General features: G+C 70.1%; 19 protein-coding genes. 16 read left to right on the forward strand and 3 right to left on the reverse strand.

The window, feature by feature from the left end; all coding sequences use genetic code 11:
* Positions 1-66 precede the first annotated feature (66 nt).
* From AUL36_RS19015 to arsK, 7 genes are read left to right on the forward strand one after another with little or no spacing between them, the layout of a single operon-like run.
* Positions 67-642: a recombinase family protein gene (locus AUL36_RS19015; RefSeq protein WP_062223265.1), complete on the forward strand. Its 576-nt coding sequence runs from the start codon at positions 67-69 to the stop codon at positions 640-642.
* A 31-nt stretch (positions 643-673) separates the two neighbouring features.
* Complete coding sequence (locus AUL36_RS19020; RefSeq protein ID WP_062223266.1) at positions 674-1027, forward strand: ArsR/SmtB family transcription factor; 354 nt, start codon at positions 674-676, stop codon at positions 1025-1027.
* On the forward strand, positions 1024-1431 hold the full coding sequence (arsC, locus tag AUL36_RS19025; RefSeq protein WP_062223309.1) for an arsenate reductase (glutaredoxin): 408 nt from the start codon (positions 1024-1026) through the stop codon (positions 1429-1431). The genes AUL36_RS19020 and arsC overlap by 4 nt, the downstream gene beginning before the upstream one ends.
* Entirely contained in the window at positions 1428-1871 is a 444-nt protein-coding gene (locus AUL36_RS19030; RefSeq protein ID WP_062223268.1) for a GNAT family N-acetyltransferase, read from the forward strand. Before arsC ends, AUL36_RS19030 begins: the two co-directional genes overlap by 4 nt.
* Positions 1868-2593 carry an arsenical resistance protein ArsH gene (gene arsH, locus AUL36_RS19035; RefSeq protein WP_062223271.1) on the forward strand — a complete coding sequence of 242 codons (726 nt, stop codon included), beginning with the start codon at positions 1868-1870 and terminating at the stop codon, positions 2591-2593. The genes AUL36_RS19030 and arsH overlap by 4 nt, the downstream gene beginning before the upstream one ends.
* Before the next feature lie 22 nt (positions 2594-2615).
* A complete protein-coding gene (locus AUL36_RS19040; protein WP_062223273.1) occupies positions 2616-3926 on the forward strand; it encodes an arsenic transporter in 1311 nt (436 codons plus the stop codon).
* A 5-nt stretch (positions 3927-3931) separates the two neighbouring features.
* Positions 3932-5146 carry an arsenite efflux MFS transporter ArsK gene (gene arsK / locus AUL36_RS19045; protein ID WP_202814767.1) on the forward strand — a complete coding sequence of 405 codons (1215 nt, stop codon included), beginning with the start codon at positions 3932-3934 and terminating at the stop codon, positions 5144-5146.
* A 102-nt stretch (positions 5147-5248) separates the two neighbouring features.
* Here the strand turns inward: arsK and AUL36_RS19050 are convergent, their stop codons facing one another.
* A complete protein-coding gene (locus tag AUL36_RS19050) occupies positions 5249-5686 on the reverse strand; it encodes a hypothetical protein (RefSeq protein WP_062223277.1) in 438 nt (145 codons plus the stop codon).
* Positions 5687-6042: 356 nt separating this feature from the next.
* Between AUL36_RS19050 and AUL36_RS19055 the strand changes: the two genes are divergently transcribed.
* The 8 genes from AUL36_RS19055 to AUL36_RS24890 all read left to right on the forward strand — a co-directional run bounded on the left by AUL36_RS19055 (position 6043) and on the right by AUL36_RS24890 (position 10168).
* Positions 6043-7371 carry a hypothetical protein gene (locus tag AUL36_RS19055; RefSeq protein ID WP_062223279.1) on the forward strand — a complete coding sequence of 443 codons (1329 nt, stop codon included), beginning with the start codon at positions 6043-6045 and terminating at the stop codon, positions 7369-7371.
* A 426-nt stretch (positions 7372-7797) separates the two neighbouring features.
* Entirely contained in the window at positions 7798-8256 is a 459-nt protein-coding gene (locus AUL36_RS19060) for a hypothetical protein (RefSeq protein WP_062223281.1), read from the forward strand.
* A gap of 110 nt (positions 8257-8366) precedes the next feature.
* Positions 8367-8660 carry a hypothetical protein gene (locus tag AUL36_RS19065; protein WP_156418479.1) on the forward strand — a complete coding sequence of 98 codons (294 nt, stop codon included), beginning with the start codon at positions 8367-8369 and terminating at the stop codon, positions 8658-8660.
* On the forward strand, positions 8657-8926 hold the full coding sequence (locus AUL36_RS19070; RefSeq protein WP_062223285.1) for a hypothetical protein: 270 nt from the start codon (positions 8657-8659) through the stop codon (positions 8924-8926). The genes AUL36_RS19065 and AUL36_RS19070 overlap by 4 nt, the downstream gene beginning before the upstream one ends.
* The gene (locus AUL36_RS19075) at positions 8926-9363 is read left to right on the forward strand and encodes a hypothetical protein (protein WP_062223287.1); all 438 of its coding nucleotides are present in this window, start codon (positions 8926-8928) and stop codon (positions 9361-9363) included. Before AUL36_RS19070 ends, AUL36_RS19075 begins: the two co-directional genes overlap by 1 nt.
* Positions 9360-9542 (forward strand): hypothetical protein, encoded by a 183-nt coding sequence (locus AUL36_RS19080; protein WP_062223289.1) that lies wholly within the window; start codon positions 9360-9362, stop codon positions 9540-9542. Before AUL36_RS19075 ends, AUL36_RS19080 begins: the two co-directional genes overlap by 4 nt.
* Before the next feature lie 78 nt (positions 9543-9620).
* On the forward strand, positions 9621-10043 hold the full coding sequence (locus AUL36_RS19085; protein ID WP_210168871.1) for a hypothetical protein: 423 nt from the start codon (positions 9621-9623) through the stop codon (positions 10041-10043).
* Entirely contained in the window at positions 10040-10168 is a 129-nt protein-coding gene (locus tag AUL36_RS24890; RefSeq protein ID WP_280138000.1) for a hypothetical protein, read from the forward strand. The genes AUL36_RS19085 and AUL36_RS24890 overlap by 4 nt, the downstream gene beginning before the upstream one ends.
* Before the next feature lie 173 nt (positions 10169-10341).
* Here the strand turns inward: AUL36_RS24890 and AUL36_RS19090 are convergent, their stop codons facing one another.
* Positions 10342-12462 carry a DotA/TraY family protein gene (locus AUL36_RS19090; protein ID WP_062223293.1) on the reverse strand — a complete coding sequence of 707 codons (2121 nt, stop codon included), beginning with the start codon at positions 12460-12462 and terminating at the stop codon, positions 10342-10344.
* The gene (locus AUL36_RS19095) at positions 12459-12698 is read right to left on the reverse strand and encodes a hypothetical protein (RefSeq protein ID WP_062223295.1); all 240 of its coding nucleotides are present in this window, start codon (positions 12696-12698) and stop codon (positions 12459-12461) included. The genes AUL36_RS19090 and AUL36_RS19095 overlap by 4 nt, the downstream gene beginning before the upstream one ends.
* 307 nt (positions 12699-13005) lie before the next feature.
* On the opposite strand from AUL36_RS19095, the gene AUL36_RS19100 reads away from it, so the two are divergent.
* Complete coding sequence (locus tag AUL36_RS19100) at positions 13006-13230, forward strand: hypothetical protein (RefSeq protein ID WP_156418481.1); 225 nt, start codon at positions 13006-13008, stop codon at positions 13228-13230.
* The last annotated feature ends 157 nt before the right edge of the window (positions 13231-13387 follow it).

Consider the following 13387-nt stretch of genomic DNA (forward strand, 5'->3'; position numbering starts at 1 on the left):
CCTCGACGCGACCGCACCCTGCCGATCGCATCCGAAAACGGCCGTTTGCGAAAGGCTTCCCGTCCCATGCTCCTCGGCTACGCTCGCGTGTCCACCGTCGACGACCAGTCCACCACCGCCCAGGCCCGCGCCCTGCGCGATGCCGGATGCGAGCGAGTGTTCGAGGAAGTCGCGTCCGGTGGCCGCTGGGACCGCCCAGAGCTTCAACGCCTCCTCGATCACCTGCGGCCCGGCGACACGCTGGTCGTCTGGAAGCTCGACCGCCTGTCGCGGTCCCTCAAGGACGCCCTGACAGTCATGGAGCGGGTCGAGGCAGCCGGCGCAGGCTTCCGTTCGCTGACCGAGGCCGTCGACACCACGAGCCCCGCCGGCCGCATGATGGCGCACATGCTCGGGGCGTTCGCCGAGTTCGAGCGGTCCATGATCCGAGAGAGGACGGCCGCCGGTCTCCGTCAGGCCCGAGCCGAGGGGCGCGTCGGAGGGCGGCGCCGGAAGCTCTCCACCGCCCAGCGTCGCGAGATCGTCGAGAGCGTCGTTTCGGGCCGACGAACGGCGGCGGACATGGCGCGGCTTTATGGGGTGTCCCAGCCGACGGTCAGCAGGATCGTCGCCGACGCGCGCGCCAGACGAACGGACGCTTGAACATTACAACGATGTTTGCAATATCGCAGGGATGAACGACGACTCAGCCGTTGCCGCCCTGTCCGCCCTCGCTCATGCCGACCGCCTCGCGGCCTTCCGGATGCTGGTTCGTGCCGGTCCGAACGGCATGGCATCCGGCGAGATCGCCGAGGCCCTACGTATCCCGCCGACGCGTATGAGCTTTCACCTCGCGACGCTGGAACGCGCCAAGCTCCTGCGCTCCTGGCGGGACGGCCGGCGAATCCTCTACGCCGCGAGCTACGACGACATGCGCCAACTCCTCGCCTTCCTGACGGAGGATTGCTGTTCAGGGAACCCGGAGATCTGCGGGAACCTCGACGCCGACCTCCTCGCCCCGTCATGCCCGTCGGAGAAATGCTCGTGACCGTCACGATCTACCACAACCGCGCCTGCGGCACGTCCCGCAACACGCTGGAGATGATCCGCCAGTCCGGCGAGGATCCGCAGGTGATCGAGTACCTGAAGGACCCGCCGAGCCGGGAGGTCCTGTCCGAACTCCTCGACAGGATGGGCCTGAAGCCGCGGGACATCCTGCGGGAGAAAGGCACGCCCTACACCGAGCTTGGCCTTGCCGACCCGAAGTTGACGGACGATGCCCTCCTCGACGCGATGATGGCGCACCCGATCCTGATCAACCGCCCGATCGTCGTGACGGACAAGGGCGCCGCGCTCTGCCGCCCGTCCGAGAAGGTGCTGCCGCTCCTCGCCAACCCCGTTGCCACCTTCACCAAGGAAGACGGGGAGACCGTCGGAGGCTCCCGGGCATGATCCCGACGCTCGTCGCGACCGCAGTCAACGATCCGGCCGGTCTCGTCGGCCTCCTGTCCACGGCAGGGCTGCCGACCGAGGACGTGGCCGAGCCCGGCCGGGTGTTCCTGCGCTACGCCACCGAGGGCGGCGAATTCGTTGGGATCGGCGGCTTCGAACCCCTCGGCGCCGCCGTCCTCCTGCGATCCATCGCCGTCGTTCCCGAGCATCGCGGGCGCGGCATGGGCGGCGCGATCACGGCGGACCTGATGCAACGTGGTCGCGGGCAAGGCGCGGCCGACGCGTTTGCCTTTACGACAGGGGAACGGACCTTCCTCGCGGCGCTCGGCTTCCGCCGCGTCGAACGGACGGAGGCACCTGCCGCGGTGCTGGCGACCCGACAGGCCATGGGCCTGTGTTCGGCCTCGGCGGTCCTGTGGCGGAAGGAGACCGGACGATGATGGATCCCGTTGCCCTCGACCTGCCGTCCGTCGACATCGACCAGCTTCGACCGATCGACGGGAACGCGCTCGCCAGCCCCGGCGCCTCGACGCACGCGCCGCGCATCCTCGTCCTCTACGGCTCGATCCGCGAGCGGTCCTACTCCCGCCTCCTGTCCGAGGAGGCCGGTCGCCTGCTTCGCTGGTTCGGCTGCGAGGTGCGCACCTTCGACCCGCGTGGCCTGCCACTCCCGGATGGGGCGGAGCCCGACCATCCGAAGGTCAAGGAGCTGCGCGACCTCGCCGACTGGTCCGAGGGCATGGTCTGGGTCAGCCCGGAGCGCCACGGCGCCATGACCGGGATCATGAAGGCGCAGATCGACTGGATCCCGCTGGCCCTCGGCGCCAAGCGTCCGACGCAGGGCAAGACGCTGGCCGTCATGGAGGTGTCGGGCGGTTCGCAGTCCTTCAACGCCGTGAACCAGATGCGCATCCTCGGCCGCTGGATGCGCATGGTGACGATCCCGAACCAGTCGTCGGTCCCGAAGGCGTTCCTCGAGTTCGACGAGGCGGGACGCATGAAGCCGTCCGCTTATCTCAGCCGCGTCGTCGATGTCTGCGAGGAACTGGTGAAGTTCACCCACCTCGTGCGCGGTCGCTCGGACTATCTGACGGATCGCTACTCCGAGCGGGTCGAGAGCGCCGAGAAGCTGTCCGAGCGCGTGAACCAGCCCACCTTCTGATCCTCTTGTCCCCGGACCGTCCATGCTCGCCCTCGCGATCTTCGTCGCCACCCTCGTTCTCGTCATCTGGCAGCCCCGGGGCCTCGGCATCGGATGGTCGGCGCTCGCGGGCGCCGCGGTCGCGTTGGCGACCGGCGTCGTCGGCTGGGGCGACGTCGGGACGGTCTGGGAGATCGTCTGGGACGCAACCTTCACCTTCGTCGCGCTGATCGTCATCTCGCTCGTCCTCGACGAGGCCGGGTTCTTCGCCTGGGCCGCGCTCCACGTCGCCCGCTGGGGCGGAGGCAACGGGCGGCGGCTGTTCCCGCTCGTCGTCCTTCTGGGCGCGGCCATCGCCGCCGTGTTCGCCAACGACGGGGCGGCGCTGCTCCTCACCCCGATCGTGCTCGCCATCCTCCTGCGCCTCGAGTTCCCGCCCGCCGGGGCGCTCGCCTTCGTCGTCGCCTGCGGGTTCGTCGCCGACACGACCAGCCTGCCACTCGTCGTGTCGAACCTCGTGAACATCGTCACCGCGAACTTCTTCGACGTGTCCTTCGGCCGCTACGCCGCGGTCATGGTGCCGGTGAACCTCGTCTCGCTAGCGGCCACGCTCCTCGTCCTGTGGGCGTACTTCCGGAAGGACATCCCGGCGACCTACGACGTGGGTCGGCTCGAAGCCCCCGGCAGCGCGATCCGCGACCCGGCCGTCTTCCACGCCGCGTTCCCGCTTCTCGAGCTCCTGCTCGTCGCCTACTTCGTGACGGGGCCGCTCGGCGTGCCAATAGCCTTCGTCACAGGTGCCGCCGCCCTCGTCCTCATGGCGGTCGCGGGACGGTGGTTCACCAGTGGGCGCGGTGCGGTGGTCGACCTGCCGAACGTCCTGCGCGAGGCGCCGTGGCAGATCGTCCTGTTCTCGATCGGCATGTACCTCGTCGTCTACGGTCTTGGGAACGCCGGGCTGACCGACATCGCGGCAGGCGTCCTGCGATGGCTTGCGACCCAAGGCACGTTCGCCGCCACCGTCGGTACGGGCTTCGTGGTGGCGGCGCTCGCCTCCGTCATGAACAACATGCCCGCCACGCTTGTCGGGGCGCTCGCCATCGACCGGGCGGACGTGGCGCCGCTCACCCGCGAGCTCATGGTCTACGCCAACGTCATCGGCAACGACCTCGGGCCGAAGTTCACACCGATCGGCTCGCTGGCAACCCTCCTGTGGCTCCACGTCCTCGCGGGCAAAGGGCAGCGGATCACCTGGGGCCAGTACATGCGGGTCGGCTTCGTCCTCACCCCGCCCGTCCTGCTGGCGACGCTCGTCGCCCTCTGGGTGTGGCTCCCGATCGTGTCGTCGCGGTGAGCAGCATGCGAGGCACCTGGGCGGAGATCGCCGCCCTTGGGGTCAGCCAGATCGTCGGCTACGGGACCCTCTACTACAGCTTCGGCATCCTTGCCCCTGCGATGGCGCGGGACATCGGGTGGCCGACCGAGTGGGTGTTCGGCGCCCTCTCGGCCGCGCTGCTCGCGGGCGGACTGGTCGCCCCCTGGACGGGGCGCTGGCTCGACCGCTTCGGCGCCGGTCGGGTCATGGCCGCGGGGTCCGTCGCGGCCGCCGTTGCGCTGGTCGCCGCCGCCCTCGCTCCGGCCGCCCCCTCCTTCGTCCTCGCGCTCGTCGCGATCGAGGTCACATCGACCTTCGTCCAGTACGGGGCCGCCTTTCCCCTCTTGGTCCAACGTCACCCGGGGACGGCACAACGGAGCATCCTGTACCTAACCCTAATCGCCGGGTTCGCCTCGACCCTGTTCTGGCCCCTGACGACGTGGCTTCACGAGACGATGTCGTGGCGCGACGTCTACTTCGTCTTCGCGGCCATGAACCTCTCGGTCTGCCTGCCCATCCACCTGTGGCTGGACCGCCGGCCGAAGGCCTCGGCGCTCCCGGCGACCGGGGCTGAACCCGTTGCCCGCGTCGCCCCCGTCGCCCCGGCGAGGGGCCTCGTGCCGCCGTCCCTTCGGTCCCGGGCCTTCCTCCTGATGGGCGTCGCCTTCGCCTTCCAGAGCCTCGTGGTCTCGTCCGTGCTGGTCCACATGCTGCCGATCCTGTCGGCGCTCGGGCTGGGGCTCGCGGGCGTCATGGTCAGCGCCGTGTTCGGGCCGGCGCAGGTCGCGGGCCGCTTCACCCTCATGGTGTTCGGGCGGGACCTGTCCCCGCTGGCGCTCGCGGTGATCTCCGCAGGCCTGCTGCCCGCCTCCCTGGTCCTCCTCGCGGCCACCGCGCCATCCATCGCGGGGGCCACCGTCTTCGCCGCTCTGTTCGGCCTCGGCAATGGCCTCTACAGCATTGTCGGGGGCACCCTGCCGCTCGCGCTCTTCGGCCCCGAAGGCTACGGCGCGTTGCAGGGGCGCATCACGTCCATTCGGCTGATCGTCGGCTCGGCGGCGCCGTTCGCCTTCGCCTTGGCGACGGACTGGATGGGGGTCGGCGGCGGTCTGCTGGTCACGGCGCTCCTCGGCTGCGGGGCGGTCGTCGCCTTCGCCGCGGTCGGGCTCCTCGTCTCGACGACGGAGCGGCGACCCTGACCTGTCCGGGCAGACGGAACGCCCGAGCGCGCCGCCGAGAGCGTCCCGCCGCCGATCGAGCCGTAACGGCGACATTCGTTACGGCCGCCGTCGCCCGTACGTCTATTCCGCCATGAACTCCGCCGCGGCCGAAGCCATCGTCGCCTCCAGCGCTCGGTCGAAGGTTGCCTTCTCCTTCGCCGACAGGCCGACCTTTTTGATCCCGGCGAGGATGCGTCCCTCGGGTCCCGTCCCCGAGAAGAACTCGTAGGGCGGCACCCCGAGGCCATGAACGGCTTGCTGGTCCACGCTCGCCGACACGATGTCGAGGGCGGCGCACTCGGCGAGCCTGCCCGCCGCCGATCGCTTAAGGGACTTGTAGCAGCCCCGGACAGCATCGGATGCCGCACTGATCCCCCCGCCCTCGTAGATGCCCCCGAACCGCTCGACGCCGCGTTCGGCACCGGCCGAGACCTGTCGGGACAGCTCGGGACCGGCGACGGCGGCGGTGGACGACAGCGCGCGCAGGGCGACGACGGGAAGGATGGCGGCGAGGCGCATGGAGGCTCCTGTCACGTGGAGCCTACACCCTGGCACGTCGCAGGCGAACGGACCCTTGCGCCGATCGTTCGCATTCTCGGCAGGCCGTGCGTTACAAGCGGAAACGGCGCAAGCCCTTGTAGCGCAACAGCTTTCGCGAGCGCGTTCCGTTTTGCCCTTATTACATGCTGGGGTCTGTCGTGAAGGGCCGGGAGGAGCGGAGCGACGGTGCGGCCCTTCTGGGCGCTTGACGCGAGGGCGATACGCCCGAACCCTGAAACGATCGACCCGGCCAATGGGATTGCCGTCCCGGCCGGGTCTTGGGTCGTTTCTACGGGGGTGATGATGCGCGACAGGACCGCGATCGTCAAGAATCGATGAGCATCGCGCCAGAGGCGTTCGCGTGGCTGCGCCGCCAGGCATACGAGCGATGGGGGCGCGTACCGAAGGCGGAGCGCCGGGCCGATGACATCGCCGCATGGGGCGAGGCGGAACTGCGCGGCTGGCGCGAGCGGCGAGCCGACGGCGACGAGCTTTCCGACGCACAACTCTGGACGACGGCCTCGGGCGTCGCGCGCTTCATGGTCGAGAAGTGCGGCCAGCGCAGGAAGCGCCCGCCCGCTACGAGCAGCTTCGAGAGCCGCGCCCTCGACCGTCACGCGACCCGCGTCGTGGCCGAGATGATGGGCGAGGACGCGGGCAAGACCGTCCCCGCGCGGCAGATCGCGGACACGCTCGGGATCAGCCGATCGACGGCCGCGCGGGCCTTGAAGGCCGTGCGCGGAACGCCGAAGCGCGAGGCCGTCGCGGCGACCTTGTCCCCGACCGCCCAGAAGCTTCGCGGCCTCGTGGAGAGCGTTTTGTCCGGCGACGGCGAGCGCGTCGTCCGCGTCGCGGACCTCGCCGAGCGCATGTGGCCGAAGGCCGGCGAGGCCGTCAAGCCGGGGACGACCCGCGCGCAACGCAAGCGCCTCCTCGACGCGCTCGCGAGCCTCGCCCCGCTTTCCATCCACGCCGTGGCGGACGGCGACCACGTTGCCCTGATCCGGGGCCGACAATGGACCGAGAAGGCCGCTGCCGCTCGGATCGCGGCCGCGGTGGCGGACCCGCACCGCGCCGTCGCCGCGGTTCCAGTGCCGATCGTCGGCGGGCCGTTCTGGACCAGCCTCGAGGTGCGTTGCTTGGTCGCGGTGCTTTGGGCTTCCAGCGGTTCGTCGCTCTACGGCCACAGGTTCTGGGAGTTCATCTCCCTCCAGACGCCGCTTCGGGACACGCGACCGGTGACGCGGGCCTACCAACGCGCGGTCCACGACGCGGAGGGCGGCGCCGCGCGCTTCCCCGACTTCGTGCGCCGCATCCTCTCCGAGCGGCTGCCGCGCCCGTGGCGCTTCGAGCCGGAGGCGCGCCGGGCGTTGGTCGCCGCCGCTGAAGCGATGGAGTGGATCTACGAGGACGGCAGCTACTGCCGCCCGGCGGCCGATACGATCGAACGGGTGTGCCGGGAGTTCAGCGGACTTCGCGAGCCGGCGATGCCGGAACGCCGTGCCCGGATCAAGGCATTCAAGGAGATCGTTGACGTGCGGGACAGCCGCGGTGACTGGCTCGACTGGTCCGGCGCACTGGCGCTATGCGAACGCCTCGCGCGCGAGGAGCAGGCGGCGACGTGGTCGGCGACGACATGGGTGGAGCACGGAACGCCGTTCTGACGCGAAGGGCGGTCGCCTGTCGCGGTCTCACCGATCTCCCCGACACTCGAATCCTTGCGAGACCTAGCGCCTGGCAAACCAAACCAAGCTGCAACCCAAAATTGCTAGCATGGGTTCTTGTCAAGCCGTCCCTCTCGATCCTTCCAGCGGTCTGAGTGAGAAAATCGTTCCGATCTTTAGGGTTCGAATCCCTGCTTAGGGGTACGATTTTCCAGCGTGTCCTACCTCGCCGGCTCAACTTTCCGGCCAGTTCCAACGAGTCCTTGTCAAGGTTTTCATCATATAAATCAGTATCTTAAATTATATTTCTTTGCGTCCCCAGCCCTGGACGTCGGGCCGTCTCGTAGGCAGCTTGGTTGGTGACGGAGCCGCCCGGTCGCGGGCAATTCCGTCGCTGACAACGATGCAACCTGGAAGGATGATGCGATGTCCGACGTGGACGACAAGCAGGCCGCGAGCAGCGCGGCGGAGACCGCCCCAGAGGCGCCGACCCTTGGGGAGGTGCTGCCGCTGGACGGCGGGGCGATGGAGAACCCAGCGTTCGTGCGCCACAAGCGCGGCAGGAACTGGTGCGCCATCCTGTCCGGCCCGAACGCCGCCCGCATGGAGCGGACCTTCCTCCACACCCGCGGGGCGACGGTGGACCTGTCCGACGTGCGCCCGGGGCAGGTTATCGAGTTCGGGGGCGACTACGTGACCAGCGGCGGAAACCGCCACTACGACCGCCGCTACTTCTTGGTGCTGGCGACGGACGGCGCCGACGAGATGACCGTCGAGCGCCACGACACCGCCGCGCAGGCGCTCCGGGCGGCCCGCGAGCTTGCCAAGGGCTTGCCGGTCATCCCGCCCGCCGCGACGGCGGCCGCCGCGGCTCCGGTGCTGTGATGGAAGGCGACGCTCTTGCACCCGTCGTCGTAACGGAGTCCTCCGCTACGACGCAGCGTCCGCCCTATGCGGACAGGTGGGACACCCTGTCCGACTGGATGCGCGTCAACATGCGTTCCAAGGATGCCCGCTACTGGTCGGACGCGTATCCACACACGATGACCGGCATCGTGGTCGAACACGTCGCCGGCGTGCCGCGCGGCTGGACCGTCCACCTCGGCGTGGACGACGGCGAGGCGATCGCGATGTTCTACCCGCCCGTCGGGCGGCCAGGGACGGTGTCGGTCGTGAGCAGGCCCGACGACATCGCGGCGAGGATGGACCTGTACCGCCGTTACCTCTCGGGGCCGCAGGACCTCGCGGCCGAGATGTGGGAGCAACGCGAGCAGGAGGCGGCACAGTGACGAAGCCCGCAGACCTCCTCACCTACATCGACCGCCCCGGCTACGAGCGCGCCTGCGCCGAGGCCGGGACCGTGCCGCTGCCCGACCTCGAGACCGCCCGGCTGGCGGAGACCGGCTACGAACGTCTAGCGGACCTCGCGTCCGCTGGCGCCCCGATGACCGAGAAGGCCGCCCTCGCCACGCACCTCCGCCGCGGCTGGTCGCTCCACAGCGGCAGGCCGGAGACGACCCCGGTCGGGACGCGGCTGCTCGACGGGGTGCTGTGATGACCGACGACCAGCTCGATGCCCTCATTCGCCAAGCACTGGTGATCCGCTACGGCCACGCGCCTGTCTATGCGGCGGCTGCCGCCGTCATGCTCGGCGTTGCGGTGCGCACCGACCTCCGTCTCACGCGCTGGACGCACGAGACGGGCGGCAAGTGGAGCGCCGCGATGGTCGGTGCCGCCGACCCGCGCGAGGCCGACGCGGACGACGACGGCTCCGGCCGCGAGCGGCCGAGGCTGCTCCTCACGGTGGCGCCGACTACGAGCGGCTGGCGGGCGACGGTGGAGCAGGGTCTGGCCGTCGTTCCGGGCGGCGACCAGTCGGTGCTGGCCGACGCGATCGAGGACACGATCGGGAGCGCGATGACGCGGGCCGCGCGCGATGCCTGGATGCTCGTCCATCGCGATCCGACGCTCGCCGCAGGAGGATGCTCATGACCACGTACTCCGATCTGCGGAAATCGCTCTGGCAGGCGATGCGCGAAGCCGAGGACGCGTACCTCAAGCTGCGCGACGAGGCCGGAGCCTCGGACGACGACCTCGCGCTCGGGCGGCGTTGCGACGAGGCCATCACCGTCGCATGGAGACTGGCGGGCATCCTCGCCGACGAGACCTGACCTGGACGCCCGAACGGCGGGGCCTCACGCTGGTCTCACGACCCCTTAGGAGGCCCCGCCGCTTTGCTGCCGATCACGTTGACCAACGCACTCCATCGCCGCCCTTGGACGCGGCGTCTCGTCCTCGCCGGGGGCTACCTCGGCGGTGCCGCCGCCCTCGTATACGGGGGCCTCCTGTTCTGGTCGGGCAACCTCGATCGCGCGATGGAGTCCGGCTGGTGGCTCGTCGGCGGCCTCGCCGCGTGGCATTACACCGCCGAGGCGCAGACCCTGTCCCAGAGCGAGCGCCGCGCTGCGGCCCACAAGCCCAAATTCCTCGAATTCCTGATCGCCTGGACGCCGTTCCGTAACGCCTCTACGGCATGCTCGGCCGCGGGCGCCGATGCCCAAGCGCGAGCGTCGCCCGTGCCGGGCGAGGCAGCCACCCCCGGCCGCGATGCCGCTGGGCGAGGCTGGAACGGCCGCCGGGGGCGGCCGGCACGAACAGGAGATCGGACATGACGCCCAGCATCGGACACCGCCTCAACCGCGCCTTCCTGATCGTGCTCGCGAAGGCCGCGCCCGCCATCCTGATCATCGGCGGGCTGCCCGCTGCCGTCGCCATCTGGAAGCTCTTGTACGCCTGACGGGGACACGGCCTCCGGAAAGACGAAAGGCACCCTTCGCGGGTGCCTTTTTCGTATCCCTCCCGCATCTGGGGAGACCTGTTTCCGAGGCGGCCTTGCGATGCCCGCGGTTGGTTTGCCCTCCCGCGTCGAACGGGGAGACGGCCGCACCTTCGCGCCGTCTTCGCCGAACGTCAAGCGGTGGTTCCCGATCCGGGACCTCCCGTAGCGGCTGCCGCCGCCTTCGCCCCGAGCTTGGCGCCGGCCTTCGCGTGCTGCCCGGCGTCCTCGCCCGTGTTGCCCTTGCCGGGCGACGAGCCGCCGCCCGGCTTCGGAAGATGCCGGGACCCGCCCGCCACGCTGCCGACGACGGTGTTCCCGGCGTCGTCGTCGCCCCACGCGCTGGCCTGGTAGCCGATGAACTCGGCGACCTTCTGGGGCATCTGTGTCGTCATCCGGTAGCTCCACAGGATGACGGTCCACTCGACGTAGAGCATCACCGCGACCGCGATCAGCACGCCCGTGCCGCCGATCGCGTTGCCGACTTGCGCCCCCTTGAAGGCCACGTTGTAGCCGGCGAGGAAGGCGTTCAGGATCACCGAGTTGACCATGTGCATGGCGATGAACGCCGCGACGGTGATGATCGGGCGGAGCAGCACCCCGACGAGCAGGGATATGTATCCCTGACGCTGCGCCTGCCCCACGAGCTCTGGCTCGTCCAGCCGGACGTGCAGGAATGCCCAGATCGGCACGGCAACGGCTGTCTTGACGACCTCCCACGCCCAGGCTGTGAGGGCGAAAGTCATGAAAATGAACGGGATCAGCGGCACGAGGTAGGCGAAGACGGCGCCCACGGTCCACAGAAGGGCGATCAGCGGCCACCCCGCGAGCATGATGAAGTCGATCACCCCGCGCCCCGCGCCCATGAAGAACTCCGAGGTGCCGTAGGCCGCGAGGGAAAGCGCCCATGCGGCCTGTCCGGCGACCATCAGGACGCCGCCGAGCGACATGAGGTCTCCAATGGGATCGGTCCTCGGTCCGTCGTATCCCGTGAGGAAGTCGGTCAGCGGCACGGTGGCGGTCTGCATGAGGGTCGTGAACAGGTTCCCGCCCTCCGTCGCCTCGCCCGTCAGCGTGTCGCCTGTCGAAAGGGCGGCGAGCGCCGTTCCCCGGCGTAGCTCGCCGTCCACGAGCGCCAGCGCGGTACCGACCGGCCCGGCGAGGGATTCCCACGCGGCGGGATCGGGCTTCGTCCGGACGGCTCGCTCCGCGACCGCTTCGGCCGACGCGAGGGAGGCGTGCGCCATCACGCGGTAGTACGAGCCGAGGGCGTACCAGCCCCGCTCCTCGATGTCCCAGAGCACGAGCGTTCGCATGTTTCCGTCGTCGCCCGTCGAGAGCCGCCCGGCGATCGCTGACAGGCCCCGGTCGTACCTGTCACCCGCCTCGCGCAGCGCGGCGTCGATGCCCTCGCGAAGGACGCCAAGGCGTCCGAGAGCAGCGTCCCCGTCCGGCCCGGCGACATGCGTTTCGGAAGCCGTGCGAACGGCCTCCGCGAGGCGGGGGACCCAGTCCATCGACCTGACCTCCGACACGACGGCGGCAACGGCTTGGCGCCGTGCCCGGCCGAACTCGCCGCCGCCGAATCCCTCGGCCGTCGAGAGCGTGAGGGACCCGCACGCGGCCCCCCACGACCATGCGTATCCCGTCAAGCGCGCGGGCTGGTCCTCGCCCCACGGGAACCACGATGCGCGAGCCGGCGAGACGACCTCCGCTCCGGCCGGCGGGGGCAGTTTTGCCGCCCCGTCGCCTTCGATCGCCTGGTTCGCCCGCGCGGCCGCGTAGGCCCTCGCGCAGACCTCGGACTCTACGACGGCAAGGACGACATCGCGACCGTTCGCGCTGATCGGGGACAGCGGATGCCCGTCGCGAAGGACGTGTTCCGCAGCGGAGCCGGCCGCCGCGTTCGCCATGTTGATGCCCGGCCGCGCCACGCCGTCGCGGAGGATGTAGTGGACCGTCGAGAGACCGCCCGCGACCGGCACGAGGCAACCGATGCCGATCACGATCCGGATCATGGCGACCGGCCCCGACTGCTGCGCCGACAGCGCCTCGCCGCGGTCGGCCGCGCGCATGACGGCGGACACGATGTAGTATCCCAGGCAGCCGTAGGCGAGGAGCAGGAGGCCCGCCGACAGGTAGCGCACCACGACCGCGAAGGCCGTCACGTCGTCGCCCGTCGGCAGAATCGTGGTGACGATCCTCCACCCCACGTCCGTCGTCGGCGGCTCCTTGAAGAGGTCCGCCGGGGTCACTGGTCTGTACCTTCGGTCTCGTGCGACGGGACCGCCATCGCGTCGGCGAAGAGCGCCGCGTCGCGTTCGGACATTCGCCCGACCAGGACCGCCAGTGTCCCGGCAGGGACGACCCCTTCGCGCACCGCCGCCAGCAGGGCCGCGCCCGCGATCACCTTGCGTCGCGTATCGTCCTTGCGCTGGGCTTCGCGCAACGCGGCCGTCGCGTGCGCGAGCCGGGCGAGATCGAGTGTCATGCGGTGTCCTCCCTGCATCGCCGGTCGACCGATCCGCCGGCGGAATCCGATCGCGGAGCGGAAAAGTCTTCCGATCCGTGGGAAGGCCGCCCGCCAGTTTTTCGAGGTTTCGTGCGGCCCGGAGGCGCCCCACGCGGAGCGCCCAAGTCCAAGCGTCAGGCGTCTTCTTGCGCGGAGCAAATGGGCGCCCAACCCTCGAAGGGATCGGGAGGCCCCCTGCTAAGGGCGCGATTATACGTTCTGCGAACGTTCGCGCCCCGCGGGGCTAAGGCTTCCCCGTCGCCGACGAGGAGGAGCGAGCATGGACATGCTGACGAAACTGGAGGACGCGGCACGATCGCGCTACGCGCTCGCCTGCGAGTACCAGGCGGACCTCCTGGCCTCCGGCACCGCGAGCGCGGACGAACTCGCCGAGGCCGCGACATACGTGCAGACGGCAGGGGCCGTCGTGGACCCCGAGTACCGCGTCCGTTGCGCGAGGCTCTACGCCACGCTCGCGGCGCTGGAATATGGCGCTGGGACCGACCGATGAGAGCGGCACTCCTCCTCGCCGCCGCAGTCCTCGCGGCCGCTTCGGCCGCCCACGCGGACGGCTACGTCTTCCGGAGCAAGGCGGTGCCGATCGAGGCTATGTCCGCGCCCAGGCCGCCCGCACCCGCGGCGCCGGAATGGACGGCCGAGGGGATGCT

It is taken from the genome of Aureimonas sp. D3, assembly GCF_001463805.1.
GTDB classification, from domain to species: Bacteria; Pseudomonadota; Alphaproteobacteria; order Rhizobiales; family Rhizobiaceae; genus Aureimonas; species Aureimonas ureilytica_A.

Bases quoted from the DNA above. Each gene is read 5' to 3' on its own strand.
- AUL36_RS19060 (WP_062223281.1), top strand. From the start codon at position 7,798: ATGTCCGACGTGGACGACAAGCAGGCCGCGAGCAGCGCGGCGGAGACC.
- arsK (WP_202814767.1), top strand. From the start codon at position 3,932: ATGCGAGGCACCTGGGCGGAGATCGCCGCCCTTGGGGTCAGCCAGATC.
- AUL36_RS19080 (WP_062223289.1), top strand. From the start codon at position 9,360: ATGACCACGTACTCCGATCTGCGGAAATCGCTCTGGCAGGCGATGCGC.
- AUL36_RS19040 (WP_062223273.1), top strand. From the start codon at position 2,616: ATGCTCGCCCTCGCGATCTTCGTCGCCACCCTCGTTCTCGTCATCTGG.
- AUL36_RS19100 (WP_156418481.1), top strand. From the start codon at position 13,006: ATGCTGACGAAACTGGAGGACGCGGCACGATCGCGCTACGCGCTCGCC.
- AUL36_RS19050 (WP_062223277.1), bottom strand. From the start codon at position 5,686: ATGCGCCTCGCCGCCATCCTTCCCGTCGTCGCCCTGCGCGCGCTGTCG.
- AUL36_RS19075 (WP_062223287.1), top strand. From the start codon at position 8,926: ATGACCGACGACCAGCTCGATGCCCTCATTCGCCAAGCACTGGTGATC.
- AUL36_RS19055 (WP_062223279.1), top strand. From the start codon at position 6,043: ATGAGCATCGCGCCAGAGGCGTTCGCGTGGCTGCGCCGCCAGGCATAC.
- AUL36_RS19030 (WP_062223268.1), top strand. From the start codon at position 1,428: ATGATCCCGACGCTCGTCGCGACCGCAGTCAACGATCCGGCCGGTCTC.
- arsH (WP_062223271.1), top strand. From the start codon at position 1,868: ATGATGGATCCCGTTGCCCTCGACCTGCCGTCCGTCGACATCGACCAG.
- AUL36_RS19065 (WP_156418479.1), top strand. From the start codon at position 8,367: ATGCGTTCCAAGGATGCCCGCTACTGGTCGGACGCGTATCCACACACG.
- AUL36_RS19020 (WP_062223266.1), top strand. From the start codon at position 674: ATGAACGACGACTCAGCCGTTGCCGCCCTGTCCGCCCTCGCTCATGCC.
- AUL36_RS24890 (WP_280138000.1), top strand. From the start codon at position 10,040: ATGACGCCCAGCATCGGACACCGCCTCAACCGCGCCTTCCTGATCGTG.
- AUL36_RS19095 (WP_062223295.1), bottom strand. From the start codon at position 12,698: ATGACACTCGATCTCGCCCGGCTCGCGCACGCGACGGCCGCGTTGCGC.
- AUL36_RS19015 (WP_062223265.1), top strand. From the start codon at position 67: ATGCTCCTCGGCTACGCTCGCGTGTCCACCGTCGACGACCAGTCCACC.